The 26,441-nt window shown below is 65.8% G+C and carries 24 protein-coding genes; 9 read left to right on the top strand and 15 right to left on the bottom strand.

All coding sequences use genetic code 11. From position 1 onward, the window contains the following. Positions 1 to 2: 2 nt before the first annotated feature. The 3 genes from M2319_RS08170 to M2319_RS08160 all read left to right on the top strand — a co-directional run bounded on the left by M2319_RS08170 (position 3) and on the right by M2319_RS08160 (position 3,942). Entirely contained in the window at positions 3 to 1,292 is a 1,290-nt protein-coding gene (locus tag M2319_RS08170) for a capsule biosynthesis protein (protein ID WP_264600966.1), read from the top strand. 67 nt (positions 1,293 to 1,359) lie between these two features. Next, positions 1,360 to 3,012, top strand: coding sequence for a capsular polysaccharide export protein, LipB/KpsS family (locus tag M2319_RS08165; protein WP_264600965.1), 1,653 nt, complete (start codon positions 1,360 to 1,362; stop codon positions 3,010 to 3,012). A gap of 384 nt (positions 3,013 to 3,396) precedes the next feature. Further along, positions 3,397 to 3,942, top strand: coding sequence for a hypothetical protein (locus M2319_RS08160; RefSeq protein WP_264600964.1), 546 nt, complete (start codon positions 3,397 to 3,399; stop codon positions 3,940 to 3,942). Positions 3,943 to 4,098: 156 nt separating this feature from the next. Here M2319_RS08160 and M2319_RS08155 read toward each other — a convergent pair whose 3' ends face one another. After that, positions 4,099 to 4,713 carry a cupin domain-containing protein gene (locus tag M2319_RS08155; RefSeq protein ID WP_264600963.1) on the bottom strand — a complete coding sequence of 205 codons (615 nt, stop codon included), beginning with the start codon at positions 4,711 to 4,713 and terminating at the stop codon, positions 4,099 to 4,101. 330 nt (positions 4,714 to 5,043) lie between these two features. On the opposite strand from M2319_RS08155, the gene M2319_RS08150 reads away from it, so the two are divergent. The 3 genes from M2319_RS08150 to sseA are packed head-to-tail and all read left to right on the top strand — an operon-like array spanning position 5,044 to position 7,769. Beyond that, a complete protein-coding gene (locus M2319_RS08150; protein ID WP_264600962.1) occupies positions 5,044 to 6,105 on the top strand; it encodes a cysteine synthase A in 1,062 nt (353 codons plus the stop codon). Between the two features lie 2 nt (positions 6,106 to 6,107). Continuing rightward, complete coding sequence (locus M2319_RS08145; RefSeq protein WP_264600961.1) at positions 6,108 to 6,836, top strand: alanyl-tRNA editing protein; 729 nt, start codon at positions 6,108 to 6,110, stop codon at positions 6,834 to 6,836. A gap of 60 nt (positions 6,837 to 6,896) precedes the next feature. Further along, a complete protein-coding gene (sseA, locus tag M2319_RS08140; protein WP_264601260.1) occupies positions 6,897 to 7,769 on the top strand; it encodes a 3-mercaptopyruvate sulfurtransferase in 873 nt (290 codons plus the stop codon). A 143-nt stretch (positions 7,770 to 7,912) separates the two neighbouring features. Here sseA and M2319_RS08135 read toward each other — a convergent pair whose 3' ends face one another. From M2319_RS08135 to M2319_RS08115, 5 genes are all read right to left on the bottom strand, one after another. Then, a complete protein-coding gene (locus M2319_RS08135; RefSeq protein ID WP_264600960.1) occupies positions 7,913 to 8,392 on the bottom strand; it encodes a hypothetical protein in 480 nt (159 codons plus the stop codon). Positions 8,393 to 8,500: 108 nt separating this feature from the next. After that, a complete protein-coding gene (locus M2319_RS08130) occupies positions 8,501 to 9,295 on the bottom strand; it encodes an amino acid ABC transporter ATP-binding protein (protein ID WP_319801771.1) in 795 nt (264 codons plus the stop codon). Positions 9,296 to 9,493: 198 nt separating this feature from the next. Further along, entirely contained in the window at positions 9,494 to 10,843 is a 1,350-nt protein-coding gene (locus M2319_RS08125; RefSeq protein WP_264600959.1) for an amino acid ABC transporter permease, read from the bottom strand. Positions 10,844 to 10,852: 9 nt separating this feature from the next. Beyond that, on the bottom strand, positions 10,853 to 12,067 hold the full coding sequence (locus M2319_RS08120) for an amino acid ABC transporter permease (protein ID WP_264600958.1): 1,215 nt from the start codon (positions 12,065 to 12,067) through the stop codon (positions 10,853 to 10,855). A 164-nt stretch (positions 12,068 to 12,231) separates the two neighbouring features. Further along, a complete protein-coding gene (locus M2319_RS08115) occupies positions 12,232 to 13,248 on the bottom strand; it encodes an amino acid ABC transporter substrate-binding protein (RefSeq protein ID WP_264600957.1) in 1,017 nt (338 codons plus the stop codon). Positions 13,249 to 13,522: 274 nt separating this feature from the next. On the opposite strand from M2319_RS08115, the gene metC reads away from it, so the two are divergent. Beyond that, complete coding sequence (gene metC / locus M2319_RS08110) at positions 13,523 to 14,704, top strand: cystathionine beta-lyase (RefSeq protein WP_264600956.1); 1,182 nt, start codon at positions 13,523 to 13,525, stop codon at positions 14,702 to 14,704. 190 nt (positions 14,705 to 14,894) lie between these two features. Here metC and M2319_RS08105 read toward each other — a convergent pair whose 3' ends face one another. The 7 genes from M2319_RS08105 to M2319_RS08075 form a co-directional block, all read right to left on the bottom strand. After that, on the bottom strand, positions 14,895 to 15,416 hold the full coding sequence (locus M2319_RS08105) for a hypothetical protein (RefSeq protein WP_264600955.1): 522 nt from the start codon (positions 15,414 to 15,416) through the stop codon (positions 14,895 to 14,897). A gap of 155 nt (positions 15,417 to 15,571) precedes the next feature. Next, positions 15,572 to 16,045, bottom strand: a complete 474-nt coding sequence (locus M2319_RS08100) for an ArsR/SmtB family transcription factor (protein ID WP_264600954.1) — start codon at positions 16,043 to 16,045, stop codon at positions 15,572 to 15,574. A 260-nt stretch (positions 16,046 to 16,305) separates the two neighbouring features. Then, positions 16,306 to 17,151: a BKACE family enzyme gene (locus M2319_RS08095; RefSeq protein ID WP_264600953.1), complete on the bottom strand. Its 846-nt coding sequence runs from the start codon at positions 17,149 to 17,151 to the stop codon at positions 16,306 to 16,308. Beyond that, on the bottom strand, positions 17,148 to 18,491 hold the full coding sequence (locus tag M2319_RS08090; RefSeq protein WP_264600952.1) for an aspartate aminotransferase family protein: 1,344 nt from the start codon (positions 18,489 to 18,491) through the stop codon (positions 17,148 to 17,150). Before M2319_RS08090 ends, M2319_RS08095 begins: the two co-directional genes overlap by 4 nt. Positions 18,492 to 18,540: 49 nt before the next feature. Continuing rightward, on the bottom strand, positions 18,541 to 18,972 hold the full coding sequence (locus tag M2319_RS08085; protein ID WP_264600951.1) for a universal stress protein: 432 nt from the start codon (positions 18,970 to 18,972) through the stop codon (positions 18,541 to 18,543). A 274-nt stretch (positions 18,973 to 19,246) separates the two neighbouring features. Further along, positions 19,247 to 21,883: a TRAP transporter permease gene (locus M2319_RS08080; protein ID WP_264600950.1), complete on the bottom strand. Its 2,637-nt coding sequence runs from the start codon at positions 21,881 to 21,883 to the stop codon at positions 19,247 to 19,249. 216 nt (positions 21,884 to 22,099) lie between these two features. Then, the gene (locus M2319_RS08075; protein ID WP_406682090.1) at positions 22,100 to 23,080 is read right to left on the bottom strand and encodes a TAXI family TRAP transporter solute-binding subunit; all 981 of its coding nucleotides are present in this window, start codon (positions 23,078 to 23,080) and stop codon (positions 22,100 to 22,102) included. Between the two features lie 424 nt (positions 23,081 to 23,504). Between M2319_RS08075 and M2319_RS08070 the strand changes: the two genes are divergently transcribed. Together M2319_RS08070 and M2319_RS08065 are read left to right on the top strand one after the other, a co-directional pair. Then, positions 23,505 to 24,572 (top strand): AbrB family transcriptional regulator, encoded by a 1,068-nt coding sequence (locus tag M2319_RS08070; RefSeq protein WP_264600948.1) that lies wholly within the window; start codon positions 23,505 to 23,507, stop codon positions 24,570 to 24,572. 19 nt (positions 24,573 to 24,591) lie between these two features. Next, entirely contained in the window at positions 24,592 to 25,419 is an 828-nt protein-coding gene (locus tag M2319_RS08065) for a class I SAM-dependent DNA methyltransferase (protein ID WP_264600947.1), read from the top strand. 15 nt (positions 25,420 to 25,434) lie between these two features. On the opposite strand, the gene M2319_RS08060 is transcribed toward M2319_RS08065, so the two are convergent. Together M2319_RS08060 and M2319_RS08055 are read right to left on the bottom strand one after the other, a co-directional pair. Then, on the bottom strand, positions 25,435 to 25,683 hold the full coding sequence (locus M2319_RS08060) for a cysteine-rich CWC family protein (RefSeq protein ID WP_264600946.1): 249 nt from the start codon (positions 25,681 to 25,683) through the stop codon (positions 25,435 to 25,437). Between the two features lie 33 nt (positions 25,684 to 25,716). Next, the gene (locus M2319_RS08055; RefSeq protein WP_264600945.1) at positions 25,717 to 26,418 is read right to left on the bottom strand and encodes a metal-dependent hydrolase; all 702 of its coding nucleotides are present in this window, start codon (positions 26,416 to 26,418) and stop codon (positions 25,717 to 25,719) included. Positions 26,419 to 26,441: the final 23 nt, after the last annotated feature.

Below are 26,441 nucleotides of genomic sequence, written 5' to 3'. Positions count from 1 at the left end.
CCATGCCGATCGCGGCGCGGCATCGCACGTTCCTCTTCCTGCAAGGCCCGCTGTCGCCACTCTATGCGCGCCTTGCCGATGCCCTGGAGGGCGCCGGCAGCACCGTCCACCGCATCAACCTGTGCTTCGGCGACTGGCTGCACTGGCGCCGTCCCGGTGCCGTCGCCTATCGCGGCCGCGTCCGCGACTGGCCGGACTTCGTCGACCGCTTCATGGCCGACAACGGCATCACCGACCTTATCCTGCACGGCGACCGGCGCATCTACCACCGGCTGGCCGCCGACTGCGCCAGGCACCGCAGCATCCGGGTGATCGCCACGGAACTCGGCTATCTGCGGCCCGACTGGATGACGATCGAGCGCGACGCCACCTCGACCGGCTCCCACTTCCCGGACGACCCGGATGCGATTCGCGCGATTGCCGAGAAGGTGCCGGAGCCGGACCTGACGCCGATCTACCGCGGCAGCTTCTTCAAGGTCGCGTTCCCCGACGTCGTCTACAATCTCTCAAACGTGCTCTTCACCCCGCTCTGGCCGCACTACCGTCGCCACACGATCTACCACCCTGTGCCGGAATACCTTGCCTGGATCGCGCGACTCGCCAGCGAGAAGCGGCGCAACCGCGAAGCTGGAGCGGTCGTGGAACGCCTGAAGCGAGGCAATATCCCGTTCTTCGTCTTCCCGATGCAGCTTGAGGGCGACTTCCAGATCCGCGATCACTCGCCCTTTGACGGCATGGCCGATGCGCTGCGGCCGGTGATCGCCTCTTTCGCGGCGAATGCGCCCGAAGACGCCCACCTCCTCATCAAGGGACACCCGCTCGACAACGGCCTGGAAAACTGGCCAAAGACCATCGGTGCCATTGTCTCGGCCTATGACCTTGAAGACCGCATCCACTATCTCGACGGCGGCCGGCTCGACGAGATGCTGCCCTTTGCCTCCGGCATGGTCACGGTCAACAGCACCGCCGGCATCGAGGCGCTGATGCATGGCTGCCCGACGAAAACCCTGACACCGGCGATCTACGACATCGAAGGCCTGACCGACCGGCGCGAACTCTACGATTTCTGGTCGGCGCCGGAGCCGCCCGACGAGGAGCTGCTCGCCGCCTTCATCCGCGCGCTGACCGGAACGGTCCAGGTGCGCGGCTCGATCTACAATGATGACGGTCTGAAGGCGGCGGTGGAGAACATGGCCGAACGGATCCTGTCGCGCCGGCTCAACATGCCCGACGCCTATGTGGATCCTCCCCCACGGCTTGACCGCGCGCGCGCGCTCGGGGCACCTCTATGACCGCCCCGATCGTTTCCCGGCCCCACCCGGCGCGATCCTCCGTCCGTTTCCAAGGCTGATCCGACCGATGTCCCGCCAAAAGGTCCTCTTCTCGCCAGCCATCGGCCGCTGGCGCCGCGAGCTGGAAGCGCTCCTCGGCGTTGCCGGTGCGCCGGCCTGGATGCCGAGGAGCCTGGCGGGCATCGCGCGCGTCATCTGCAGCGCATCGCCCGGCGACATCAGGCGCGCCAAGCGGATCGCCGAGACGGCGCAGGTGCCGCTCACCATTCTCGGCCGCGGCCCGGTCGGCCCGGTCGAGCCACACGGTTGCCCCCTCTCCTTCTGGCTGCTCGACCTTGAGCCCGGAGCCCCGCTGCCGGACCATCCCCGCCGCGCCGCCATCGAGGAAGCCCTCAGCGACGCCGACGAGGTCCGGGGCAAACGCCTGCTGGCGCTGTGGCAGGACGGCGGCTTTGCCGACGACACCCCCGATGGTCTGCCGGAGGCGATCCGCACCGCCCTCGATCCCGTGGCGTCGCCGGAGGCATTCGCCGATGCCGCCCTGGCCGGCAGCGTTCTTTATCGCGACCCCTACGGTGATGGCGCGCTCGAGGCGGAAGACGCCCTCGACCTCTACGCCTTCCTCGGCCAGCGCATCCGGGAAAACGACCGCCGCGCCTTCTGCGTCGGCGTCAAATGGTGGAACCACAAGGGCGTCGCAGCGCTCCTTGCCGGGCCGGCCAAACCCGCCGTCTTCACCGACGATTTCGATGCAGCCCTCGGCCAGGCCAAAGAAGAAAACGGCCGGCTGATCGCCTGGTCGGCGAGTGCGACGCCCGAACGCGAAGCCGCCTCTCGCGAGGCCGGCGTTCCCTTCTCGCGCATGGAGGACGGGTTCCTGCGTTCCGTCGGCCTCGGGGCGGCGCTCGCCCGCGGCGCCTCGGCCGCCTTCGATGCGACCGGTATCTATTTCGACGCCACGCGTCCCAGCGACCTCGAAACAATGCTGGAAACCCGCGACCTCACCGATCGGGAGATCGCCCGCGGCCGGCACCTGAGAGAGGCCGTCGTTGCCGCGCGGCTGACGAAGTACAATGTCGGCCGGCCGGCGGCGCAAAATATCTTTCCGAAAGACCGCACCGGCATCCTCGTCCCCGGCCAGGTCGCCGACGACGCCGGCATCCTGAAGACGCTGTCGCAGACCGTTGACTGCAGCGGTGCCACCAACGTCAACGAGTCCCTGCTTGAGGCTGTGCGCGCCCGCAACCCGGACGCCTTCATCGTCTACAAGCCCCATCCGGACGTGGAAGCGGACCTGCGCAAGGGCAAGGTGCCGGAGGACGTCGCCAGGCGCTACGCCGACGCGATCGTGCGCGATGTCGACATCCTCGACCTCATCGACGGCTGCGACCGTATCGAGACCGTGTCGTCACTTGCCGGCTTCGAGGCGCTGATGCGCGGCAAGGCGGTGACGGTCCACGGCATGCCGTTCTATGCCGGCTGGGGCCTCACCGAGGACCTCGCTTCGACGCCGCGGCGGACCCGCAAACGCAGCATCGACGAACTCGTCTTTTGCGCCATGATCGCCTATTGCCGCTATATCGACCCGGAAACGATGCTCCATTGCCGGCCGGAGCGTCTGATCGGCAACCTCTCGCGTTTGCGGAGCGACCGGCGGCACCATCTGCGCTACGCCGCCATCAAGTTCGTCTCCTGGTTCGGCCGCAAGATCGGGCTTTGAGGGCGCCCCCGGAGTGATGCGGCGACCGCTCGCGCGAACCCGAAACGCGCCAAAACGCACCCAAATCGCGCCTTCGACGATCACACATCCGTGAAAAAGATATTTTTCGGTAACTTTTTGCGCCCGCCGATGCTGCGTCGCGAACGAGGGGCCGGTTTTCCGCAAGATATGGAAAAACCCGCAGTTTTCAGCGCCTGGCAGTCCGTGCAGGCCACAACGTCTCGCAATCGCGAAGGGCCGATCACGCAAAACGTTACCGCCCCAGGCCCCTGTCATTCTTTAAACGGAAAATCGGCGACACCATCTACCGTCATGGAACAGAATTGAACCGAACCTCGTTAAGGAAGCAGTTACTCGGTCAATTCAATGCCAAGGAGGCATACCATGACCCGTCTGTCGAAGATCGCTGTAGTTGGGATTGCACTGGGCATCGCCGCGACGACTGTCCCCGCATCCGCCGAAACCTTCAAGACGGACAAGTATACCGTTTCCATTGCCGATGACGCCGTGACCGGCGCCGACGCCCTCTACAAGGGCATGTGGGTCGGCGACGTCACCCGCGACGGTAAGACGGAGACCTGGCTGCAGCTCTCCGATCGCTACGGCGAGGTCGTCTACGAGGCCGCCATCCATGCCAACGAAAGCCATGTCCTGCCGGGCGGCTATGCGATCGTCGTTCGCAGCAACGCCCCGGCGCAGATGGTGAACGCCAAGACCTATACCGACCGCGTTGCGCCGGACGCCACCCAGGTGGCCACCACCCGCATCATTCGCGAGCCGAAGAACGTCGAGAAGGTGTCCACTGAGACGAAGCGCGATATCCGCGCCGCCCACGAGACGGCCATTCGCGGCGCCAAGGTGGCGAACGCCGAGGACACCATCCGCCGCATGAAGGAAGCCTTCGGCACCATGCGCATCGCCGGTCTCTGATATCCCGCTTCCGTCCAAGGCCGGAAATCCGTCTTGGGCAACATCCTGAGGCCACCTGAAGAAGACCTCCATCCCCGCGTCGCAGATGAGCGCCCGGCAGTCCCCGCTGCCGGGCGTTTCCTTTGGCGCTTGGAATGGAAGCTCCCTATCCGCGGCTCAGAGCGGCTCGATGAATTTCAGCGTGCCGACGGTGACGGCAAAGCACAGGCATTCGCCGTCGTAGTCCACCTGCTGGCGATGCACGATGCCGGCGCCGGCCATCGACAGGTCGCCGCGAAGGTACTGGCGGTGTTCGTCGGTCAGCCCGCCGTCGAGGATCAATGCGCTCTCGATCCCCTCGTGGTCGTGGGCGGGAATGACAAGGCCGGGAGCGAGCCTGACGATGCGTGCGGCAATCCCGTCATAAGAGCCGATCTCGTGGGACAGGATGCCCGGCATCATCTCCGTCCATGGGATCTGGTCGAGGTCGCAGCCGATGAAGCGCCTCAGCGCGACCGGCACGGGCCCGTCCGGCTGCGGCGCCACGGCCGGCGAAGCACCGTCCTGGGGAACCGCGAACACGCGTTCAAGCATGGTCTCCCGGGCGCTCACCGTGACCGGCTGAATATCTTCGAGGAGATGGCCGGAGGCGGCCTCCAGACCGTGGGTAAATGTCCGTGCGTCCGGTGACAATTCCAGATAGCTGCGCGCCAGTACGTCGAGAGGCAGCGCGAGCGACCCCGCGACATGGGCCGAGAGCAGATCGTCGATGGCGTCAGCGTAATCGGACATGAATTAAGGCGTGTCGCCCGGCTCCCCGTCTGGCCTGCGTTTCTCGAGAACACATATTCCAAGTCTGGCTACGCAAAATACTGCAAATTGGATCAACAAATAGCCCCCAAAATAGCAAGTCGTTGCCAATTCGGGCGGTATACACTGGAAAACCCCAAGGGAAATCGACGCAGGCACGGGATATCCGCCGCGTCGCCCGCCCGGACCGGCGCGCGCGGCTGCCGCGCTTGCCCGCCGCCGGCAAATACCTCTAAATTCGGACCCGTCCTGGGAGCCCCGGCACGGCAACCGCCCGCCCGCAATCAAACGAGCAGCAACCAAGCGAGCAGCATGGCCATCGAAACGCCCAACATCGACGCCTCCGTCATCGACACCATCGGCAACACGCCGCTGATCCGCCTCAACCGCGCCTCCGAGGAGACCGGCTGCGAGATCCTCGGCAAGGCCGAATTCCTCAATCCCGGCCAGTCGGTGAAGGACCGCGCGGCGCTCTCCATCGTGCGCGACGCCATCGACAAGGGCAGCTTGAAGCCCGGCGGCGTCATCGTCGAAGGAACCGCCGGCAATACGGGTATCGGCCTGACCCTCGTCGCCAACGCCATGGGCTTTCGCTCCGTCATCGTCATCCCGGAGACCCAGACGGCGGAGAAGAAGGACACGCTGAGGATGTACGGCGCCGAGCTGATCGAGGTGCCGGCCGTTCCGTACAAGAACCCCAACAACTATGTGAAGATTTCCGGCCGCATCGCCGAAAAGCTCGCCGCCACCGATCCGAACGGCGCGATCTGGGCGAACCAGTTCGACAACGTCGCCAACCGGCAGGCCCATATCGACGGCACCGGGCCGGAAATCTGGCGCCAGACCGGCGGCAAGATCGACGGCTTCATCTGTGCCGTCGGCACCGGCGGCACGCTCGCCGGCGTCTCCATGGCGCTGAAGGAACGCAACAGGGACATTACGATTGGCGTTGCGGACCCGATGGGCTCGGCGATCTACTCCTTCTTCAAGACCGGTGCGTTCCAGTCGGAGGGCTCGTCCATCACGGAAGGCATCGGCCAGGGCCGCGAGACGGAGAACCTGAAGGGCGCGCCCGTCGACACCGCGTTCCGGATCGACGACACCGAAGCGCTAACCATCGTCTACGACCTCCTCAGGAACGAAGGCCTCTGCCTCGGCGGATCGTCCGGCGTCAACGTCGCCGGCGCCATCCGGCTGGCGCGCGAGCTCGGCCCCGGCCACACCATCGTGACGGTCCTGTGCGACTACGGCACGCGCTATGCCTCCAAGATGTTCAACCCGGACTTCCTGCGCTCCAAGGACCTGCCGGTGCCGGACTGGATGGAGCGCGCGCCGAGCGTCGAGGTGCCGTTCGAAAAGATCGAGGAGGCCTGATGATGGCATATGAGACCGAGCCGCTGTTCCGCGAAGACGGCTACCTTGCGACCTGCGAGGCGACAGTCGTTGCCGTCAACGACCGCGGCGGCATCATCCTCGACCGCACCGTCTTCTACCCCACCGGCGGCGGCCAGCCCGGCGACAGCGGCCGGCTGGAGCGCCAGGACGGATCGACCATCGCCATCGCGACGACGGTCTATGGCGACGACAAGAGCGAGATCGTCCACGTTCCCGCGGAAGGCGCCGCCCTGCCCGATCCGGGCGAAAAGATCGTCTGCCACCTCGACTGGGAGCGGCGCTACCGGCACATGCGCATCCATTCGGCGCTGCACCTCCTCTCCGCCGTCCTGCCCTATCCCGTCACCGGCGGCTCTATCGGCGCCGATGACGGACGTCTTGACTTCGACATCCCGGAGGCCGGCCTCGACAAGGACGAGATCACGGCCGAACTGAACCGCCTCGTTGCCCTCGACGAGCCGCTCGCCACCGAATGGATCACCGACGAGGAGCTGGACGCCAATCCGGGCCTCGTCAAGACGATGGCCGTCAAGCCGCCCTCCGGCTCCGGCCGCGTGCGCCTGGTGCGCATCGGCGAGAAGACCGACCTGCAGCCCTGCGGCGGCACCCATGTGGCCGCCACCGGCGAGATCGGCGCGGTGGTCGTCGCCAAGATCGAAAAGAAGGGCAAGCAGAACCGCCGCGTCCGCATCCGCTTCGCCGACGCCTGAAACCTGACGCCCAGGACAAGAGAACATCTGAACGGAAGGAAGACACCCGTGAGCGCCTCCATGATCGACGCCCGGTCCCGCTGGATCGTATCGACCGACTGGCTGGCCGGGCACCTTGACGCCCCCGACGTCGTCATCGTCGACGCGTCCTGGTACCTGCCGACCAGCGGCCGCGACGCGGCGGCCGAATACCGCGCCGAGCACATCCCCGGTGCCGTCTTCTTCGACATCGACGCCATCGCCGACACGACCTCGTCCCTGCCCCACATGCTGCCGCGGCCGGAGGCGTTTTCCTCCACCATGCGAAAGATGGGAATCGGCGACGGCCAGAGGATCGTCGTCTACGACGCCGTCGGCATGTTCTCCGCAGCAAGGGTCTGGTGGACGTTCCGGCTGATGGGCGTCGAGGACGTCGTCATCCTCGACGGCGGCCTTGCCGCCTGGCGCGCCGAGGGGCGCCCGGTCAGCGACGACATCCCCGACCGCCCCGAGCGCCACTTCACCGCCCGCTTCGACCATGGCGCCGTGCGCGACTTTTCCGAGGTGCAGCACGCCCTTGCCGGCAACAGCGCACAAGTCGTCGACCTGCGCCCCGCGGCGCGCTTCAACGGCACGGAACCGGAGCCCCGCGAGGGCCTGCCCTCCGGCCACATGCCGGGCGGCATCTCCCTGCCGATGCCGGAACTCCTCACCGCGGACGGCAGCCGGATGAAGGACGCCGACGGCATCCGCGCGGCGCTGGCCGCCGCCGGCGTCGACCTGCACCGGCCGATCGTCTCGTCCTGCGGATCGGGCGTCAACGGCGCCGTCCTCAACCTTGCCCTGGAAGTGATCGGCCACCCGCACCATGCGCTGTTCGACGGCTCGTGGACCGAATGGGCCAGCGCCGGCGGCGAGATCGAGGACAGGGGACCGGCGCGCGGCGCCGCCTGACGCGCTTGCCCAAAAAGGCGACAGGCCTTCCGGATAGGAAATCGCGTCAAAACAAAGACCTGGCGCATGTTGCGTGTTTCAGAAAATACGCAACATGCATCAAGCGGCGCCGATCAGGCTGGCAGGGGAAGACGTGAGAAGGGTCAGTCGCTCAGGACGCCTTCGATCTTGCTCGGCGGGGCACCGTTGAGGATCAGCCAGATGCGCCAGATGCGCTGCATGTAGTTGCGCACGACCGGCGGGCCGAGGTCGTCGACGTCGTCGTCCGGCGCGTGCTCGGAGCGGCGCTGCAGGACGACCTCGAAATTGCCGCGCGCGACCGCCGGTCCGTCGGGCGACTCGATTTCCGCCTCCAGAAGCCACGCATAGGGGTCGGCGACCCGCTTGGTGATCTTCGTGGTGGTCGGGTTGGCGAGCACGAGCCGGAGGCTTCCGCCGACATCGATTTCGGCCCCCTTGATGACTTCCGGATAGGTGCCGATGAGGTCGGTCACGGCGGCGGCATCCGCAACGCCGGGATCGATATCGATCTTGGCGCCGAAGCGGGCGCCGGGGGTGACTTGAAGATCGAGCGTGCGGCCGACGCTCGAGACGTTTCCTGACAGTTGAAAGCTTTGTGGCATTTGGGAGGTTTGAACGCCGGGCGGACCCGACGCCGCATTCCGTCCTTTCCTGTTTGGCGCGTGGGCCGGCGGCAGGGCGGACCCGCGCCTCCCTGCCAGGCCGCGGCGCTAGTGGAGAATCTGGCTGAGGAACAGCTTGGTGCGGTCGTGTTGCGGGTTGTCGAAGAACAGTTCCGGCTCGTTCTGCTCGATGATCTGGCCGTAGTCCATGAAGATGACGCGGTTCGCCACCTGCCGGGCGAAGCCCATCTCGTGGGTGACGCACAGCATCGTCATGCCGTCCTCGGCGAGCTGCACCATGACGTCGAGCACTTCCTTGATCATTTCCGGATCGAGCGCCGAGGTCGGCTCGTCGAACAGCATGATGCGCGGGTTCATGCACAGCGAGCGGGCGATCGCCACGCGCTGCTGCTGGCCGCCGGAGAGCTGGCCGGGATATTTCAGCGCCTGCTCGGGAATCTTGACGCGCTCCAGATAGTGCATCGCGATGTCCTCGGCTTCCTTCTTGGGCATCTTGCGCACCCAGATCGGCGCCAGCGTGCAGTTCTCCAGGATCGTCAGATGCGGGAACAGGTTGAAGTGCTGGAACACCATGCCGACCTCGCGGCGGATCTCGTCGATCCGCTTGAGGTCGTCGGTAAGCTCGATGCCGTCGACGACGATGTTGCCGCGCTGGTGCTCCTCCAGCCGGTTGATGCAGCGGATCATGGTCGACTTGCCGGAGCCGGACGGGCCGCAGATGACGATCCGCTCGCCGCGCTTGACGGTCAGGTCGATGTCCTTCAGCACGTGGAAATCCCCGTACCACTTGTTGACGCCGACCATCTCGATGGCGATCTCGTCGGATATCGCGAGCCGCGCGGGCTCCGGAGTGGCGACGGCTGCGCCGGTGGATTCGCTCATGGCATGCTCCTCAGTCATTCAAATGCGCCAGCGCGCAAAAGGTTCATATTGCCCTGGTCGTTTTCCATCTTGCCGGCGCATGTCACGGTCGATCGGAGTCCCGCGCAACGAGCCTGTTTTTCTGTTTTCAAGGCATTTCTGCCCGGAACCATCACCCGTCCGTCGCCGGTTCCGGGCATCGATCTTGAAGCCGGTCCTCTAGCGTTTGTGCCCGGTATCGAGACGGCGCTCCATGTAGATGGAGTATCGGCTCATGCTGAAGCAGAAGACCCAGAAGATCATCGCGGCGACGAGATAGCCGGTGTGGCTCTGCGTCGGCGAGGCCCAGTTCGGGTCGGTGTAGGAAAGCTGGATGATGCCCAGGAGGTCGAAGAGACCGATGATCAGCACCAGGGTCGTGTCCTTGAAGAGGCCGATGAAGGTGTTGACGATGCCCGGAATGACCAGCGTCAGCGCCTGCGGCAGGATGATCTTCGACATCATCTGCCAGTATCTCAGCCCGAGCGCCATGGCGCCCTCATATTGCCCCTTGCCGATCGCCTGCAGGCCGCCGCGCACCACCTCCGCCATATAGGCCGACGCGAACAGCGCCACGCCGATCAGCGCCCTGAGCAGCTTGTCGAAGGTGATCCCCTCCGGCAGGAACAGCGGCAGCATCACGCTCGACATGAAGAGCACGGTGATCAGCGGCACGCCGCGCCAGAACTCGATGAAGATCACCGAGATCAGCCGCACGATCGGCAGGTTGGAGCGCCGCCCGAGGGCGAGCGCGATGCCGATCGGCAACGACGCCGCAATGCCGGTGACGGCGATGACGAGGGTGACGAGCAGGCCGCCCCAGCGCGGCGTTTCCACCTCCACCAGGCCGAAATCGATGCTTGCCACGAAGAACAGGATCGCCAGCACTCCGAACCCGGCAAGGATGCTGACGGCCGTGCCTTTGGCGTTGCCGCCGGCCTCACGGGTCAACAGGTAGATCGCCCCGGTGACGACGGCGGCGAACAACCCGAACTCGATCCAGAACCGCAGTTCGCCCTCCGGCATCGGCAGGAAGAAGCCGGCATAGGTGAAATCGCCGCCGGAGAGCAGGATCAGCGCGGCGACCGGGAACACGGCCAGCATATAGAGCAGGCCCTCGCGCTTGAAGGGCATCTGCGGCACCAGGAGCGGCACCAGGCCGATCGCGAACATCAGGAAGGTCAGATTGACCCGCCAGCGCTCCGGATCGGGATAGCGGCCGTAGATGAAGGTCCAGAAATAGGCCTCCACATAGGGCCAGCAGGCACCGTCCTTCACCGGGGCGCAGGCTTCCCGGTTCTCGCCCTCCCAGACCGCATTGACGAAGGCGAACTCGATCAGCGGCGGCACCACCAGATAGACGATGTAGGCGCCGAGCAGCGTCAGGATGGTGTTGGGAATGCTGGAGAAGAGATTGGCCCGCATCCAGCCGATGGCACCGACGCTGTTGGCGGGCGGCGCCGACGCCTCGACCATGTGGTCGCGGACATAGGCCTCGCTGGTGGATTCGTCGGCGTGCGTCATGGTCATGTCCGTCACCTACCGTTCCACCAACGCCATGCGTTTGTTGTACCAGTTCATGAAGGCCGAGGTCAGCAACGAGATCGTCAGATAGACGAGCATCCAGATGGCGATGATCTCGATCGCCTGGCCGGTCTGGTTGAGCACCGTGCCGCCGACCGAGACGAGGTCCGGATAGGCGATGGCGACGGCCAGTGAGGAATTCTTGGTGAGGTTCAGATACTGGCTGGTCAGCGGCGGGATGATCACCCGCATCGCCTGGGGAATGATCACCAGGCGCAGCGTCGATCCCGGCCTCAGGCCGAGCGCGTAGGACGCCTCGGTCTGGCCGTGGCTGACGGCGAGGATGCCGGCCCTGACGATCTCGGCGATGAAGGTCGCCGTATAGAGCGACAGCGCCAGCAGCAGCGACAGGAATTCCGGGATCAGCACGAAGCCGGTGCCCTCCTGGAAGCCGCGCATCAGGATCGGCCCGGTCTCCTTGAATTCCGGATAGGAGATGCTGATCGGCATGCCGGTGGCGAGAAAGATAATCAGCGGCAGCCCGACGATCAGCCCGATCGCCGTCCACAGCACCGGAAACTGCTCGCCGGTCGCGGCCTGGCGCCTGCCGGCCCAGATCTTGACGGCAACTGTCAGGGCGACGGCGAGGATGAACGCGACCACCGTTGCGGTCGAGCCCTCCTGGAACACCGGCGCCGGGCCACGAAGGCCGGCAATGTTGAGATGGAACCCGGGAATGATGGTGCCCATTTCCCGCTTTCCGGGAACGGCACGCAGCACCGCGAAATACCAGAAGAAGATCTGCAAGAGGAGCGGGATGTTGCGCAGCACCTCGATATAGACATAGGCAATGCGCGAGATCACCCAGTTCTTCGACAGCCGCGCGATGCCGACGATGAAGCCGATCACCGTGGCGAAGAAGACGCCGATGCCGGCGACCAGCAGCGTGTTGAGAAAGCCGACGAAAAGCGCCCGGCCGTAGCTGGAGACCTCCGAGTACTGGACCAGGTTCAGGATGATGCCGAAACCGGCGGTCTCGTCCAGAAACCCCCAGCCGGTCGCCATGTTGCGCTGTTCGAGGTTGGTTCTGGTGTTGTCGATGATTTCCCAGATCAACCAGGCAAGCGCCAGAACCAGCAGGATCTGGTAGACGGCACCGCGAACCTTGGGATCGTTCACCAAGGATGCGCGATCGGTTGCCCGTGCAGGACGGGCGTCTTCAACGGCCATAGTCCCCTCTTTGCCTCGTCACGCAGACGTGGCACGCCCGTCGCCCCGACGGGGCACCCCATGTGCAATTGAGCTCGCTGCGGCGGTTGGAAGGATTTTTATATGTCCGTCCGCAGCGCGGGCGCCCCGGCCGCAAGGGCCGGGACGCTGCTTCTTGAGGATCCCTAGCGGACCGGCGGCGCGTATTGCAGGCCGCCCTTCGACCACAGGGCATTGAGGCCACGGGCGATGCCGAGCTGGGTCGACGGACCGACATTGCGCTCGAAGATCTCGCCGTAGTTGCCCACGTGCTTGATGACGTTGTAGGCCCAGTCGTTGTCGAGCCCGATCGCCTTGCCGTATTCGCCCTCGGTGCCGAGCAGGCGCTTGATCGACGGGGTCTCGCTGTTCTTCATCTCGTCGACATTGGCGCTGGTGACGCCCAGTTCCTCGGCGTTGATGGTGGCGAAATGCACCCACTTGGCGAGGTTGAACCACTCGTCGTCACCCTGGCGCACGACCGGGCCGAGCGGCTCCTTGGAGATGATTTCCGGCAGCACCATGTGCTCGTCCGGATTGGTCAGCTTCAGGCGCTGGGCATAGAGGCCCGAGGCGTCCGTGGTGTAGACGTCGCAGCGGCCCGCATCATAGGCCTGCACGACCTCGTCGGCCTTCTCGAAGGCGACGATCTGGTACGGCATGTCCTTGGAGCGGAAATAGTCGGCGACGTTGAGCTCGGTGGTGGTGCCGGTATTGGTGCACACATTGGCGCCCGACAGCTCCAGCGCCGAGGCGACGCCGAGCGACTTGCGGACCATGAAGCCCTGGCCGTCATAATAGTTGACGCCGACGAAGTTGAGGCCGAGCGCCGTGTCGCGGCTCATCGTCCAGGTCGTGTTGCGCGGCAAGACGTCGATCTCGCCGGACTGCAGGGCCGTGAAGCGCTCCTTTGCCGACAGCGGGGAGAACTTCACCTTTTCCGGATCGTTGAAGATCGCCGCGGCCAGCGCCCGGCAATAGTCGACGTCGAGGCCGGTCCAGTTGCCCTGGTCGTCCGGGTTGGAAAAGCCCGGCAGGCCCTGGCTGACGCCACACTGCACGAAGCCCTTCGCCTTGACGTCGTCAAGCGTGCCGGCATTGGCGGCGGTCGCGGCCAGCGCGACGGCGGCACCCAATACCAAAGGCATAATTTTCATTGTCATGATCACTCGCAGCCTTTTCTGTTACCCTCGTTTATGATTTTTCACGGATGGGCGGAAAGGAACCCGCCGCGCGGCTGGCCGACGGCGCGTCGGGAGAGCGCATTCAGAACTCCCCACCACACCGGCGGAACCGCCGTCCGTCGGTTGCCATCACAGGCCATTTAGCACCCCGGGTCAAGGGGTTGCGCGCACAAACCAAAAATGCTTCATCGATCCCTCCCCCACCTGCCCGGCCCGGATTTCCGTCCCGGGGCAAGCTCAAGACCTAGCGACAATGCCTGATCGTAAAACGACCCATGACCGCCGTCCTGCCACCGTGCTCGCCCATAGCGGCCGCAACCACGGTGAAAACCGCTACTTCGTCAATCCGCCGGTCATCCACGCCTCGACCGTTCTCTATGACTCCGTGGAGGCGATGCAGACCCGCACCCAGCCCTACACCTACGGGCGCCAGGGCACGCCGACGTCGGAAGCGCTGGAGGCGGCCCTCAACGATCTGGAGGGCGCGGCCGGCACCTGCCTTGCCCCGTCCGGCCTTGCGGCGATCTCCGTGGCGCTCCTGTCGATGCTCGGCGCCGACGATCACCTTTTGATGATCGACACGGTCTACGCGCCGACCCGCAATGTCTGCGAGACAGTGCTGAAGCGCATGGGCGTCGAGACGACCTATTTCGATCCGGCGATCGGCGCCGGCATCGCCGACCTCATTCGCGACAACACCAGGCTGATCTTCCTGGAGGCCCCCGGCTCGCTCACCTTCGAGATGGTCGACCTCCCGGCCTTCGTGGAGGTCGCCAAGGCCCGCGGCATCCGCACCGCGATCGACAACACCTGGGCGACGCCCCTCTTCTACCGGCCGCTTGAGAACGGCATCGACCTCTCCATCCAGGCCGGCACCAAATACATCGTCGGCCATTCCGACGTGATGCTCGGCACCGTCTCGGCCAACGACGCGACCTTCCCGGACCTGAAGGCGACCCACCGCGCCCTCGGCCAGCATGTCGGCCCGGACGACGTCTACCTGGCCCTCAGGGGCCTCAGGACCATGGCCGTCCGGCTGGAAAGGCATATGGCGAGCGCCCTGACGATCGCGCGCTGGCTGCAGGGCCGTCCCGAGGTCGTCGCCGTGCGCCATCCGGCGCTGGAGACCGATCCGGGCCACGCCGTCTGGAAGCGCGATTTTTCCGGCGCCTGCGGGCTCTTTGCCTTCGAGCTGCAGCCGTCCACTCCGGCCAAAGCCGTTGCCGCCTTCCTCGACACGCTGGAACTGTTCGGCCTCGGCTATTCCTGGGGCGGCTTTGAGAGCCTCGCCATCCTCGCCAAGCCCGGCCCGAACCGCACGGCGACCCGATATGACGACACCAACCCGCTGATCCGTGTCCATATCGGCCTGGAAGATCCGGCGGACCTGATTGCGGATCTGGAAGCGGGCTTTGCAGCGATGGCGTCTGCCTGAGCGGCATCACGTCCACGCCCAGAGAATGCCGCCCTGGATTGCTTCGCTGCGCTCGCAATGACGGAGGATATTCCTCAAATATTTCAATGTCATTGCGAGGAGGCCGCTAGGCCGACGCGGCAATCCATGCGGCGGTTCGGCGTAGCCCCAACGTTCGCAAAGCTGCACTGCGCCAGGACGTGCTGAATATCTACTCCGCCGCCAGCCAGGGCTTCGGGATCAAGACCCAGTGGCCGTTGACGTGGATCAGTCCATCGAAGGCCATGCCGATGGTCTCGCCCGGCTCCACGAACTTGAACCGGACGATGGCGTTGCCGGGTTTCAGGTGCGGCAGCACCGCTTTGTAGCCGCCGGGAAATTCGGCAAGCACCGGCTCGCCGGCAATGAGCTGGTCGGTCGTTGCAAAGGTGACGAGGAGCTCGGTCTGGCCGGGCTTCGGACCGATGGCAACGCCGGTGCCCCAGAGGTTCGCGTAGATCTGCTCAAGCCGCGTCGCCACCGGCTCCTTGTAGGCGGCGGCATAGTCCTCGGTGAACGGCTGCAGTTCACCCGTCAGCGAGGCCCGGTCGGCGGCCGGATCGAGGAAGCGGGTGAGCAGCGCCCGTGCATCGGCCTCCGTCACGTCCGCGGCCTTCGCGCCGACGGCGGCGATCGCCAGCCAGGCGATGACGGCAACAAGGGCGATCAGCTTGGCGCGACAGAAACAGTGCATCCTTCCCTCCTCCGAAACGGCACGCGGCCGCCGCAAGGCGGCCACTCAGCCCATATGGTAGGAGGGAAAGCCGCAATCCGTCCAGAGCGGCAACGCGCCCTGCGACGTCGCACCGTCAGTGCCGGGGATCAGGCCCCAAGATTGAGGCCCGACGCTCAGGCATCGGCGTCGTGGCGCACCCGCTGCATGGCGCAGTTGGTTTCCCGGCAGCCGTCCTGGCAGAACATCCGATAGACGACGTCGAGCACCGAACGGGCCTGGCCGCTGGTCAGCGTGTAGTAGATCGACTTGCCCTCGCGCCGCGTCGTGACGATGCGCTCGGCGCGGAGATAGGCGAGCTGCTGGGAGAGCGCCGGCTGCCGGATGCCGAGCAGGGATTCCATCTCGTGCACGGCCTTCTCGCCCTCGGCAAGGAGGGCAAGGATCTGCAGCCGGGTCTCGTTGGAGAACAGCTTCAGGAACTGGCAGGCGGCCGAGGACGAGCCGATCAGGGTCGAGGTTTCCAGCGAGGTCGCCACCGCGCGGCGGGCCCGCGCCGCGGCTTGGCGCCGTCCGACCGCTTCACGCGCGGCGTCGCGCCGGGCAACCTTGGTCCGGAGGTCTGTGGCATTCACGGTGGCTTGCGTCATCGCTCTGTCTTCCTGTGGTTGTCGTGCCATCGGCAACGGGCGCCGGGAGTGTGGCACCGGGATAGGGCACCGGGAGGCGCGGCTCCGCGGCCGTGATTCAGCCGGGTCACATGCTTGTTTCTGCACCAATTGCGAATGATTTGCAATAGCGTTCTCAAAAATAGCCACAATGCCGCAACGGGCGGCCCCGGCGCATCGCAGGGAAACGCCCATAAGCGATTGCAAAACAGATATTTTAAACGATTGAAGGGGCTGTTCCGTCAGGCACTCGCGCCGGCCGCCGCGCCGAGAACGGTGGCCGTCTGGCCCTTGCTCGCACGGCCCCGGCAGAGCGCCGTCACCACATCCGCGATTCCGCCGACCCGGTCGGCATTGTCGATGGCGGTCGAGCCGTCCGCATGGACGAGGCTGTTTTCGAAGCCGACCCGGGCGTGGCCGCCGAGCGCCAGCGCCGCGGTCAGCGCCGCCGTCTCGCCGCGCCCGAAGGCGCAGACCATCCAGTCGGTGCGGTCTGTCAGTTCCGCGGCGGAGAGCGCTGCAAGGAACCCGACGAGGCTTGTCGGATCACATTCAAGACTGGCGCTGTAACGCCCGAGCACGAAAAGGAGGGCATGGCGCGCAGCGGACGGGATGATGTCGCCGGCAACGCAATCGGCGAACGCCCTCACCTCGCCCGGCTCATAGACGATATGCTGGACGCCGATCCCGGCCTCCGCGGCAAAGGCGTAAAACGCCCGCGCCTCGGCCTCGTCGGCAAGCGCCATTTCCCTGAGCGCAACGGAGACGAGATCGGGCCCCACGTCGCGCACGACCGCCGCCTGCTCTTCGGGCCGATAGCGGCCAACGGCCTCTGTGGTGATCTGGATCGCCATCTGGCCGCCCGTCAGCCGGGTGATCTCGGCAATCGCCTCGCGATAGAGCCCGGCATCGAGCACATGGCCCCCGTCAGCATCGCGCACATGGCAATGGATCGCCTGGGCGCCCGCGGCAAGGCAGGCCCGCGCCGTCGCGGCCGTCTCGGCAATCGTCACCGGCAGCGCCGGGTGGTCGGATTTCAGGCGCCGGGCGCCATTGGGCGCTGCCATGACGACGGCCGGACCGCTCATGCCGCCACCTGCTCGAACGCCACCTCGAGAGCCCGGTCGAGCTTGTCGACGATCTCTTCCACGTGCTCCTCGCCGATCGTATAGGGCGGCGCCAGGAGGATGTGGTCGCCGCGAAGGCCGTCAACGGTGCCGCCCATCGGGTAGCACATCAGCCCCTCGGCCATCGCCGCCTTCTTGATCCGGGCATGGAGGTTGAGGCTCGGGTCGAACGGCGTCTTGGTCATCCGGTTGTCGACCAGTTCCAGGCCGAGGAAGAGGCCGCGACCGCGGATGTCGCCGACATGGGAGCGGTTGCCGAAACGGCCGATGAGCGCGGTCATCAGCCGATTGCCCATCTCCCGGACATTGGACAGGAGATCGTGCTTCTCGAACTCGTCGAGGACGGCAAGCCCGGCCCGCGTCGCCACCGGATGGCCGATATAGGTGTGGCCGTGCTGGAAGAAGCCGGACCCGGCCTCCACGGCAGCGAAGATCTTGTCCGAACACAGCATCGCGCCGAGCGGCTGGATGCCGGCGCCGATGCCCTTGGCGATGCACACCATGTCCGGGAAGATACCCTCCTGCTCGGAGGCAAAGAGGGTCCCCGTGCGCCCGGTGCCACACATCACCTCGTCAAGGATGAGGAGCACGCCGTACTGGTCGCAGATCTCGCGAATGCGCTGGAAGTAGCCGGGAACAGCGGGCACAGCGCCCATGGTCGCCCCGACCACCGGCTCGGCAATGAAGGCGGCGACCGTTTCCGGCCCAAGCGCCAGGATCTTTTCCTCAAGCTGGTTGGCGACCCTGAGGCCGTATTCCTCCGGCCCCTCGCCCTCCTCGGCAAAGCGCCAGTAGTGGCAGGCGTCGATATGGTGCATGGCGCCCGACAGCAGCGGCTCGAACTGGCCGCGCCGCCAGCGGTTGCCGCCGGCCGAAAGGGCGCCGAGCGTATTGCCGTGGTAGCTCTGCCAGCGGGCGATGATGTGCCGCCGCTCCGGCTCGCCGGTCTCCAGGAAATACTGCCGCGCCAGCTTCATGGCCGCTTCCGTCGCCTCCGAGCCGCCGGAGACGAAATAGACCCGCTCGATGCCCTGGGGCGCGAGCGCGATCAGCCGGTCGGCGAGTTCCTCGGCCGGCTCGGAGGTAAAGAAGCTGGTATGGGCGTAGGCCATCCGGTCGAGCTGGTCTTTTGCCGCCTCCGTCACCGGGTTCGGCCCGTGGCCGAGGCAGGAGACGGCGGCCCCGCCGCAGGCATCGAGATAGCGCCGGCCCTCGGCGTCGATCAGATACGGCCCCTCGCCGGCAACGGCGACGGGAAGATCGGCCTTTGTGTGCCGGCCGAACAGGTGGCGCGAGCGCATCTTCGAACGCCCTTTCTGCGGATGGGAGGCTCAGGCCCGGAAAGGGAGCCTAGTTGCGCACCACGAACACGGACTGGCCGGCGTGGCGCACGACGCGCGCCGCGTTCGGGCCGAGGAGGTAGTCCTTCAGTTCCGGCCGGTGGCTGGAGATGACGATGAGGTCGCAGCTGAGGTCGTCGGCGACCTGGATGATCTCCTGGTAGATGGTGCCGTGGGCGACATGGCCCTTCACCTTGACGCCGTCGCGCGTGCACTTGGCTTCCAGGAGCTCTTTCAGGCGCTCCTTGGCGTCGGCCATCGCCTGCTTTTCGTAGCCTTGCGGGAAGTAGGAGCCGACGACCGACATGTTGAAGGTCGGGATGACGGCAAGGACGTTGAGTTCGGCCCCGTAGTCGGCGGCGAGCAGCTCGGCAACCGGCAGCGCCTTGTGCCAGGAGCTCTCCTCATCGAGGTCGATCGGCAGGAGGATCTTGTCGAACATGTCATTCTTTCTTTGATGTGCGTGGTCGCGAAATGCGCGGACGGTTCTGGGCGGAAGCGCATTTGGCCGCTTCCCGAAGGGCGGGGCGAGCGCCCCGCACAGGATGCCTCAACCGACGTACGCAGCGGCCAAATCCGCATCGTCCCGTTCACTCCGGCGCCCGGCGCCGCCCTACCCGGGCGCCGCCGGCCAACCGTCACACGCGGCACGGCTTCACTGAAACGCACCCCTATCAATGCCGCGCAAACCTTAACCGAACCCTGCCGGGCGTTCGTCAGAACGCCGGCTGTGTCTGGCGCCGGCGCTGCAGCAGAATGACGCCGATGAGCAGCAGCACGGCCGGGATGTAGAAGATCTCCTTCGGCATGCGTTCGGCCTCGAGCTGCACCTCGGCGATCTCGACCGGGTTGTCCCCGTAGAAATCGAACATCTGGAACTTGGTGAAGAACGAGGTACCGGCCATCGGTTCGTCCAGCTTGGCCTTGCCGTCCTCGTCCAATACCGTCAATCCGGCATTATTGAGGCGGCTGACGCCATCGCCGGCCGGTCCGAGAGCGGCCAGGATGGTCAGCTCGCTGGTCTTGTCCGGCTTGTCGAAATCCGGCCCGCGCACGAGCAGTCTGAGGTGCGACCCCGGCGGCATGCTTTCCGCGATCTGAACGACCTCCGCGCCCGGCCGGATGTCGTAGGGCGGCTGCACGAAATCGAGCCAGAAGGCCGGCCGCAGCAACGTGAAGGCAATGACCAGCAGCAGCGCCGACTCCCAGATCCGGTTGCGGGCAAAGAAATAGCCCTGGGTGGCCGCGGCGAACAGCATCATCGCGACCACGGCAATGACGAAGACCGCCACCGCCTTGAAGATGGTCACGTCGATCAGCAGGATCTCCGTGTTGAAGATGAACATGAACGGCAGCAGCGCCGTGCGGATGTCGTAGGCAAAGCCCTGCAGGCCGGTCTTGATCGGGTCGCCGCCGGAGATCGCCGCCGCGGCAAACGCCGCAAGGCCCACCGGTGGCGTGTCGTCGGCGAGGATGCCGAAATAGAACACGAACATGTGGACGGCGATCAGCGGCACGACGAGGCCGGACTGGGCGCCGACGGAGACGATCACCGGCGCCATCAGCGAGGAGACGACGATGTAGTTCGCCGTCGTCGGCAGGCCCATGCCGAGGACGAGGCTCATCACGGCGACGAGCAGCAGCATGACCATCAGGTTGCCGCCGGAGACGAACTCCACGAACTCGCCAACGATCTGGTGCGCGCCGGTCAGCGACACCGTGCCGATGATGACGCCGGCAACGCCGGTGGCCACCCCGATCGGCACCATGTTGCGGGCGCCCGCGATCATGCCGGTGACGAAATCGCCGACGCCCTGGGCAAACCCGCTGGCAATGGCCGCCTCGCCGCGGAAGATCGACTTCAGCGAATGCTGGGTCAGCACGATGGAGATCATCGCCACCGTCGCCCAGAACGCCGACAGCGCCGGCGACAGCCGCTCGATCAGGATGCACCAGAGGAGGACGACGATCGGCAACAGGTAATGGAGGCCGGTGAGCGCCACTTCATTGGCCCGCGGCAGCACGGCCAGCGGCGCGTCCGGATCGTCGACTTCCAGGTCCGGCCGCTTCGCCGCGATGAAGACGAGCACCAGATAGGCAGCGGCGAACAGCAGGGTCGAGGCCCACACCGTCATGTCCGGGAACGCGACCTTGATCCAGCCAAGGCCGTAATAGACCGCAAGTCCGAGGGCCGCGATGCCGATGAAGCCGGTGAGGAAGCCGATCAGCTTCTGCATGACCGTCAGGTGTGCCGGCGGCTTCTCCATGCCCTTCAGGTTCAGCTTCAGGGCTTCCAGGTGCACGATGTAGACGAGCGCGATGTAGGAGACGAGCGCCGGCACCAGGGCGTGCTTGATGATCTCGGTATAGGAAATGCCCGTGAATTCGGAGATCAGGAAGGCGGCGGCGCCCATCACCGGCGGCGTGAGCTGGCCGTTGGTCGAGGACGCGACCTCAACGGCGCCGGCCTTTTCCGGCGCAAAGCCGGTGCGCTTCATCAGCGGGATGGTGAAGGTGCCGGTGGTCACCGTGTTGGCGATCGAGGAGCCGGAATAGAGCCCGCTCATCGCCGAGGCGACGACCGCGGCCTTGGCCGGCCCGCCGCGCAGGTGTCCCAGAAGGGCAAAGGCGAGCTTGATGAAGTAGTTGCCGGCGCCGGCCTTTTCCAGGAGCGCGCCGAACAGCACGAAGAGGAAGATCATCGAGGCGGAGACGCCGAGCGCGACGCCGAAGACGCCCTCAAGCTGCATCCAGTAATGCCACATCGCCTTGCCGAACGACGCACCCTTCCACTGGATCGCGTCGGGCCAGAAGCTGAGATGGCCGAAGAAGACGTAGAACACGAACACGCCGGCGACGATCAGCATCGGCAGGCCGAGCGTGCGGTAGACGGCGAGCGCCAGCGACAGCATGCCGATCGTGGAGGCGATGAGGTCCGCCGTCGTCGGCAGGCCGGCCCGGTTGGCGATCGCCTCCTTGTTGATGATCAGATAGAGGCAGGCGCCGGCGCCGAGAATGGCCAGCACCCAGTCATACCAGGGCACCGAATGGCGCGAGCTGGTCTTGAACAGCGGATAGGCGAGCGAGGCGAGCGCGATCGCAAAGGCGAGATGGATGATGCGCGCTTCGGAATTGTTGAAGACGAGGTTGAGGCCGGTCACCTCATTCAGCCAGAACGGCACCCCGGAGGCGATGTAGAGCTGGAACGTCGACCAGATGAACGCCAGGGCGACGACGAAAAGGCCGACGGCCCCCGTCGGCGCCCGCGCGCCGCTGTCGACCTGGGCAACCAGTTCGTCGACATCGATTTCGGGCCGTTTGCTGGCCGTGCCAGAACCGTTGCTGTCCGACATGCATACCCCCTCGGCCGCGGGCTTTTCGCATGGCCTCCGATCTTGGCGTCGGTCGGCCGGCCCCTTGCGGCGCGCCGGACGGGACCGCACTGGCCGGCCCGGCGGAAAGAACTGAACTGATGACCGGAGCGCCCCTTGCTGGCTCCCCTTGGGGGCACTCCCGCGGGATCGAAAAAGGGGCGGCCCGTCAGGACCGCCCCTTCCGACGAGACCGGATTACATCCAGCCGCGTTCCTTGTAGTACTTCACCGCACCCGGGTGCAGCGGCGCGGACAGACCGTCCTTGATCATCTCCGCTTCCTTCAGGTTGGCGAAGGCCGGGTGAAGCTTCTTGAAGTCCTCGAAGTTGTCGAAGACGGCCTTGACGACCACATAGACCACCTCGTCCGGCACGTCGGCGGAGGTGATGAAGGTGGCGCCGACACCGAAGGTGTGGGTGTCTTCGTCGGTGCCGCGATACATGCCGCCCGGGATCACCGCGGTGCGGTAGTACGGGTTGTCGGCGACCAGCTTGTCGATCGGATCGCCGGCCACGTCGACCAGCTTGACGTCACAGGTGGTCGTGGCTTCGGTGATCGCCGCGGCCGGGTGGCCGATGGTGTAGATCATGGCGTCGATCTTGCCGTCGCACAGCGCCTGGGCCATCTCGGAGCCCTTCAGTTCGGCGGCGACCGAGAAATCGTCCATGGTCATGCCGAAGGCGTCCATGACGACTTCCATGGTGGCGCGCTGGCCGGAACCGGGGTTGCCGACATTGACGCGCTTGCCCTTCAGGTCCTCGAACTTCTCAACGTCCACATCGGAGCGCACGAGCAGCGTGAACGGCTCCGGATGGACGGAAAAGACCGCGCGTTCCTTCTCGAACGGGCCCTGGTCCTCGAACTTCGAGGTGCCCTTGTAGGCATGGTACTGCCAGTCCGACTGGGCGACGCCGAATTCCAGCTCGCCGGCACGCACGGTGTTGATGTTGTAGACGGACCCGCCGGTCGATTCGACCGAGCACCGGATGCCGTGCTCCTTGCGGGCCTTGTTGACGAGGCGGCAGATCGCGCCGCCGGTCGGATAGTAGACGCCGGTGACGCCGCCCGTGCCGATCGAGATGAACTGCTGCTCGGCGGCGGACGCCGGCAGGGCCATACCGATCGCGACAAGGGCCGAAAGGCCGATCTTGCGGATCATCACGTTACTCCTCCTGATTGTGTCCAGTCTGTTCAATGTCCAGTCTGCCTTATCCACAGTCTGTCTTATCTGCAGCCTGTCGTATCTGCAGCCTGTCGGGGCGGCTGTGCCTTGCCCCGCGTTCGGCCGGCGCAACCAGGGAAACCCCGTATGCGCCAGCCACATGCGGCCTCAGGGTAACTGCGTAGCCGGTTTTTGCAAGCCCCGCCAATAGCATCGTGATCACCGCCAACCGCTTTTTCGGCGCCCCCCGTGTCAATTCGCCCGAAATGCGATAAGAGAGGCTTTCGCCAAGGCTCGACCGGCCGGAAAACAAGTCGCTCCACCAGACGGATAGACGGCGTTTCGCGAACTCCCCCGGGGGCCGCGATGCATGCGGGCCTGACGGCATCAAGCCCCGTTTTCCGGCGCGCCGGCCGGCCCCGCCAGCTTTGAGCAAAACATGACACGACCCGCCTTTCCCCTCCGCGCCGGCAGCCTCGGCAAGATCGCCCAGACGCTGGCCATCGGCACCGTCGGCGGCGGCGTCCTGACGCTTCTGGGCGTGCCGGCATCCTGGCTCTGCGGGTCGATGGTCGCGGTCTCCTTCGCCTCGCTGACGGGCGTCAGCGGCCCGATCCCGCGCTGGCTCCGGGCGATCGCCTTCCTGCTCCTCGGCGTCTCCATGGGCGCCAGCGTCACCCCCGACATCGTGGAAAACGTCAGCAAGTGGCCGGTCTCGATCACCGCCCTCATCCTGATTCAGCCCGTCGTCATCGGCCTCGTTTGGCTCTACCTCCACCGCATCGTCGGCTGGACGTCCTCGACCGCGCTCTTTTCGGCAATCCCGGGGGCCCTTTCCTATGTGGTCGCGGTCGCCGACCAGTCCGATGCGGACATGCAGAAGGTGACGGTCGCCCAGTCGATCCGGGTCTTTATCCTCGTCATCTCGCTGCCGGCCATCGTCACGCTGATCGGCTCCGGCGGCGAGGCCGCAAGCGGCCTGCCGCTGAAGGCCGCCTCCGGCCTCGACCAGGCGGCGATCCAGCTTGCCGCCGGCAGCGTCGGCGCCGCCCTCTTCTACTGGCTCCGGGTTCCCGCCGGCGTCCTGCTCGGCGCCTTTGCCGGCAGCGCAGTGCTGCACGGCACGGGCATCGCCGAGGGCCGGCTGCCGGCCTATTTCCTGGTGCCGGGCCTCGTCATCATGGGCAGCGTCATCGGCGGGCGCTTCGTCGGCGCGACCTTTTCCAACGTCGCCGCCGTCCTCAAGCCGGCGACCATCGCCTTTGCCATCGCCATGGCCGTCAACACGGTGCTCGCCATCGGCATCGCGGAACTGCTGAACGCGCCGTTCGCCAAGACGCTGCTGGCGTTCGCGCCGGGCGGCCTCGATGCCATGACGGTTCTCGCCTTCGCGCTCGCCCTCGACCCCGCCTTCGTCGCTGCCCACCACACCTCCAGATTCCTGATGATGATCGTGGTGCTGCCGATCCTTGCCCGGCGTATGCTGAAGAAAGGTCCGGACGCCTGACCCGCTGTGAAGATTTGAAATGACCGACCCCGAGACGGACACCGACGACGCCCTTGCCGAGGCCTACAACGCGGCGCTCGACCTGGAAAAGGCCGGCGACCTGGAAGCCGCCGTTATCGCCTACCGACGTGTCCTAGAGCTTGACCCGGCCGACCATGGCGGCGTTGCCGTGCGCCTTGCCGCCATCGGTCGCGGCGACACGCCGGCAAAGGCGCCGGATGCCTACGTCGCCACCCTCTTCGACCAGCACGCCGACGTCTTCGACATGATCCTCGTCGACCAGCTCGGCTATTGCGTCCCGCTCCTGGTGGAGGACCGGCTGAAGGACCTGGCGCCCGGCCCCTACGGACGCCTCCTCGACCTCGGCTGCGGCACCGGCCTTTCCGGCGAGGCGCTGGAGGAGCGCACCACCTTCCGTGTCGGCGTGGACATTTCGGAGGGCATGATCGAGGTCGCCCACGAGCGCGAGGTTTATGACGAACTCTATGTCGCCGAGGCGGCAACGTTCCTTGAGGCGGCAAAGGACGGAACGCCCTTCGACCTCGTCGTCGCCACCGACGTCTTGCCCTACATGGGGGATCTGCAAGGCTTCTTTGCCGGCGTCGCCGCAAACCTCGCCCCCGGCGGCGTGTTCGGCTTTTCCTCCGAAACGCTTCCCGACGACGTGTTCGCCGGCCGACCCTATATGGTCGGACCGAACCAGCGCTTCGCCCATGCGGGCAGCTATATCGATCGGACGCTGACGGATTCAGGCCTGACGCGCTTCCACACCGAGCCGATCACCGTCCGCCATCAGGAGGGCGTCCCGGTGCCCGGCGACCTTGTGCTGGCGCGAAAGCCCGCCTGACGGCCGATGGCCGCCCTAAGGCCGCTTGACCTTGAAGGCCTCAAGCTCGGCCGCGACCTTCTCCCCGGCCACCTCTTTCAGGCATTTCGGGCAGTAGCAGGCCGGCTCGCCGGAGTCCGGCATCGGCAGCTTGTAGTCCGGCTTCATGCACCAGCAGTCGCCGCTCTCCATCTCGCAGTCGAAGATGGTGCCGCAGCGCGGGCATTTGGTCGGCGTTGCGGCCTTGACGCCGCCGCCGAAGGGCGGGGTCCTGCGTCCTGACATGGGTTTCAATCCTCTTTGCTTGTCGAAATAACCTCAAAGGGACATCGGCTTGCCGACCTGCGGCACCGCCACCTTGTCGCCGTCCGGGCCGAGCTCGGAAACGAACTTTTCCGCGTCCTGGTCGATGATCGGGAAGGTGCCGTAGTGGCAGGGCACGATGGTCTCGAAATTGAAGAAGCGGGTGCAGGCCATCGCCGCGGTCTTGGCACCCATGGTGAAGCGGTCGCCGATCGGCACGATCCCGACCTTCGGGGCATAGATCTCGTCGATCAGCGCCATGTCGGAAAAGATGTCGGTGTCGCCCATGTGGAACAGCACCGGCTCGCCCGGCGCCGTCACCACGATGCCGTGGGGATTGCCGAGATAGACCGGCGGCTGGCCCTCCGACTGGGTCGAGGAGGAATGGTGCGCCACCGTCAGGCTGACCTTGAACGGCCCGACATCGACCGTGCCGCCGGAATTCATCGGATTGACGTTCTCCACGCCCTTGGAGGCGAGCCACATGCAGATCTCGAAATTGGCGGTGAGCTGCGCGCCCGTCGCCTTGCAGATGTCGATGGCATCGCCCAGGTGGTCGTCGTGGCCGTGGGTGAGGAGCACATGGGTGACGCCCTCGGACGCCGCCTCCACCGTGCCCTCATAGGACGGGTTCCCGGACAGGAACGGGTCGATCAGGATCGACGCGCCGTCGATATCGATGCGAAAGGCTGAATGTCCGAACCAGGTAAGCTGCATGTCGACCTCCGAAGATAGCTTAT

It is taken from the genome of Rhodobium gokarnense (genome assembly GCF_025961475.1).
Lineage (GTDB): Bacteria > Pseudomonadota > Alphaproteobacteria > Rhizobiales > Rhodobiaceae > Rhodobium > Rhodobium gokarnense.
This window is presented reverse-complemented; position numbering and strand designations above follow the sequence as displayed.

Bases quoted from the DNA above. Each gene is read 5' to 3' on its own strand.
- M2319_RS08085 (WP_264600951.1), bottom strand. From the start codon at position 18,972: ATGTTCGACAAGATCCTCCTGCCGATCGACCTCGATGAGGAGAGCTCC.
- M2319_RS08160 (WP_264600964.1), top strand. From the start codon at position 3,397: ATGACCCGTCTGTCGAAGATCGCTGTAGTTGGGATTGCACTGGGCATC.
- M2319_RS08130 (WP_319801771.1), bottom strand. From the start codon at position 9,295: ATGAGCGAATCCACCGGCGCAGCCGTCGCCACTCCGGAGCCCGCGCGG.
- M2319_RS08150 (WP_264600962.1), top strand. From the start codon at position 5,044: ATGGCCATCGAAACGCCCAACATCGACGCCTCCGTCATCGACACCATC.
- M2319_RS08135 (WP_264600960.1), bottom strand. From the start codon at position 8,392: ATGCCACAAAGCTTTCAACTGTCAGGAAACGTCTCGAGCGTCGGCCGC.
- metC (WP_264600956.1), top strand. From the start codon at position 13,523: ATGCCTGATCGTAAAACGACCCATGACCGCCGTCCTGCCACCGTGCTC.
- M2319_RS08090 (WP_264600952.1), bottom strand. From the start codon at position 18,491: ATGCGCTCGCGCCACCTGTTCGGCCGGCACACAAAGGCCGATCTTCCC.
- M2319_RS08080 (WP_264600950.1), bottom strand. From the start codon at position 21,883: ATGTCGGACAGCAACGGTTCTGGCACGGCCAGCAAACGGCCCGAAATC.
- sseA (WP_264601260.1), top strand. From the start codon at position 6,897: ATGATCGACGCCCGGTCCCGCTGGATCGTATCGACCGACTGGCTGGCC.
- M2319_RS08125 (WP_264600959.1), bottom strand. From the start codon at position 10,843: ATGACCATGACGCACGCCGACGAATCCACCAGCGAGGCCTATGTCCGC.
- M2319_RS08145 (WP_264600961.1), top strand. From the start codon at position 6,108: ATGGCATATGAGACCGAGCCGCTGTTCCGCGAAGACGGCTACCTTGCG.
- M2319_RS08105 (WP_264600955.1), bottom strand. From the start codon at position 15,416: ATGCACTGTTTCTGTCGCGCCAAGCTGATCGCCCTTGTTGCCGTCATC.
- M2319_RS08060 (WP_264600946.1), bottom strand. From the start codon at position 25,683: ATGTCAGGACGCAGGACCCCGCCCTTCGGCGGCGGCGTCAAGGCCGCA.
- M2319_RS08100 (WP_264600954.1), bottom strand. From the start codon at position 16,045: ATGACGCAAGCCACCGTGAATGCCACAGACCTCCGGACCAAGGTTGCC.
- M2319_RS08055 (WP_264600945.1), bottom strand. From the start codon at position 26,418: ATGCAGCTTACCTGGTTCGGACATTCAGCCTTTCGCATCGATATCGAC.
- M2319_RS08120 (WP_264600958.1), bottom strand. From the start codon at position 12,067: ATGGCCGTTGAAGACGCCCGTCCTGCACGGGCAACCGATCGCGCATCC.
- M2319_RS08155 (WP_264600963.1), bottom strand. From the start codon at position 4,713: ATGTCCGATTACGCTGACGCCATCGACGATCTGCTCTCGGCCCATGTC.
- M2319_RS08165 (WP_264600965.1), top strand. From the start codon at position 1,360: ATGTCCCGCCAAAAGGTCCTCTTCTCGCCAGCCATCGGCCGCTGGCGC.
- M2319_RS08095 (WP_264600953.1), bottom strand. From the start codon at position 17,151: ATGAGCGGTCCGGCCGTCGTCATGGCAGCGCCCAATGGCGCCCGGCGC.
- M2319_RS08065 (WP_264600947.1), top strand. From the start codon at position 24,592: ATGACCGACCCCGAGACGGACACCGACGACGCCCTTGCCGAGGCCTAC.
- M2319_RS08170 (WP_264600966.1), top strand. From the start codon at position 3: ATGCCGATCGCGGCGCGGCATCGCACGTTCCTCTTCCTGCAAGGCCCG.
- M2319_RS08070 (WP_264600948.1), top strand. From the start codon at position 23,505: ATGACACGACCCGCCTTTCCCCTCCGCGCCGGCAGCCTCGGCAAGATC.
- M2319_RS08115 (WP_264600957.1), bottom strand. From the start codon at position 13,248: ATGACAATGAAAATTATGCCTTTGGTATTGGGTGCCGCCGTCGCGCTG.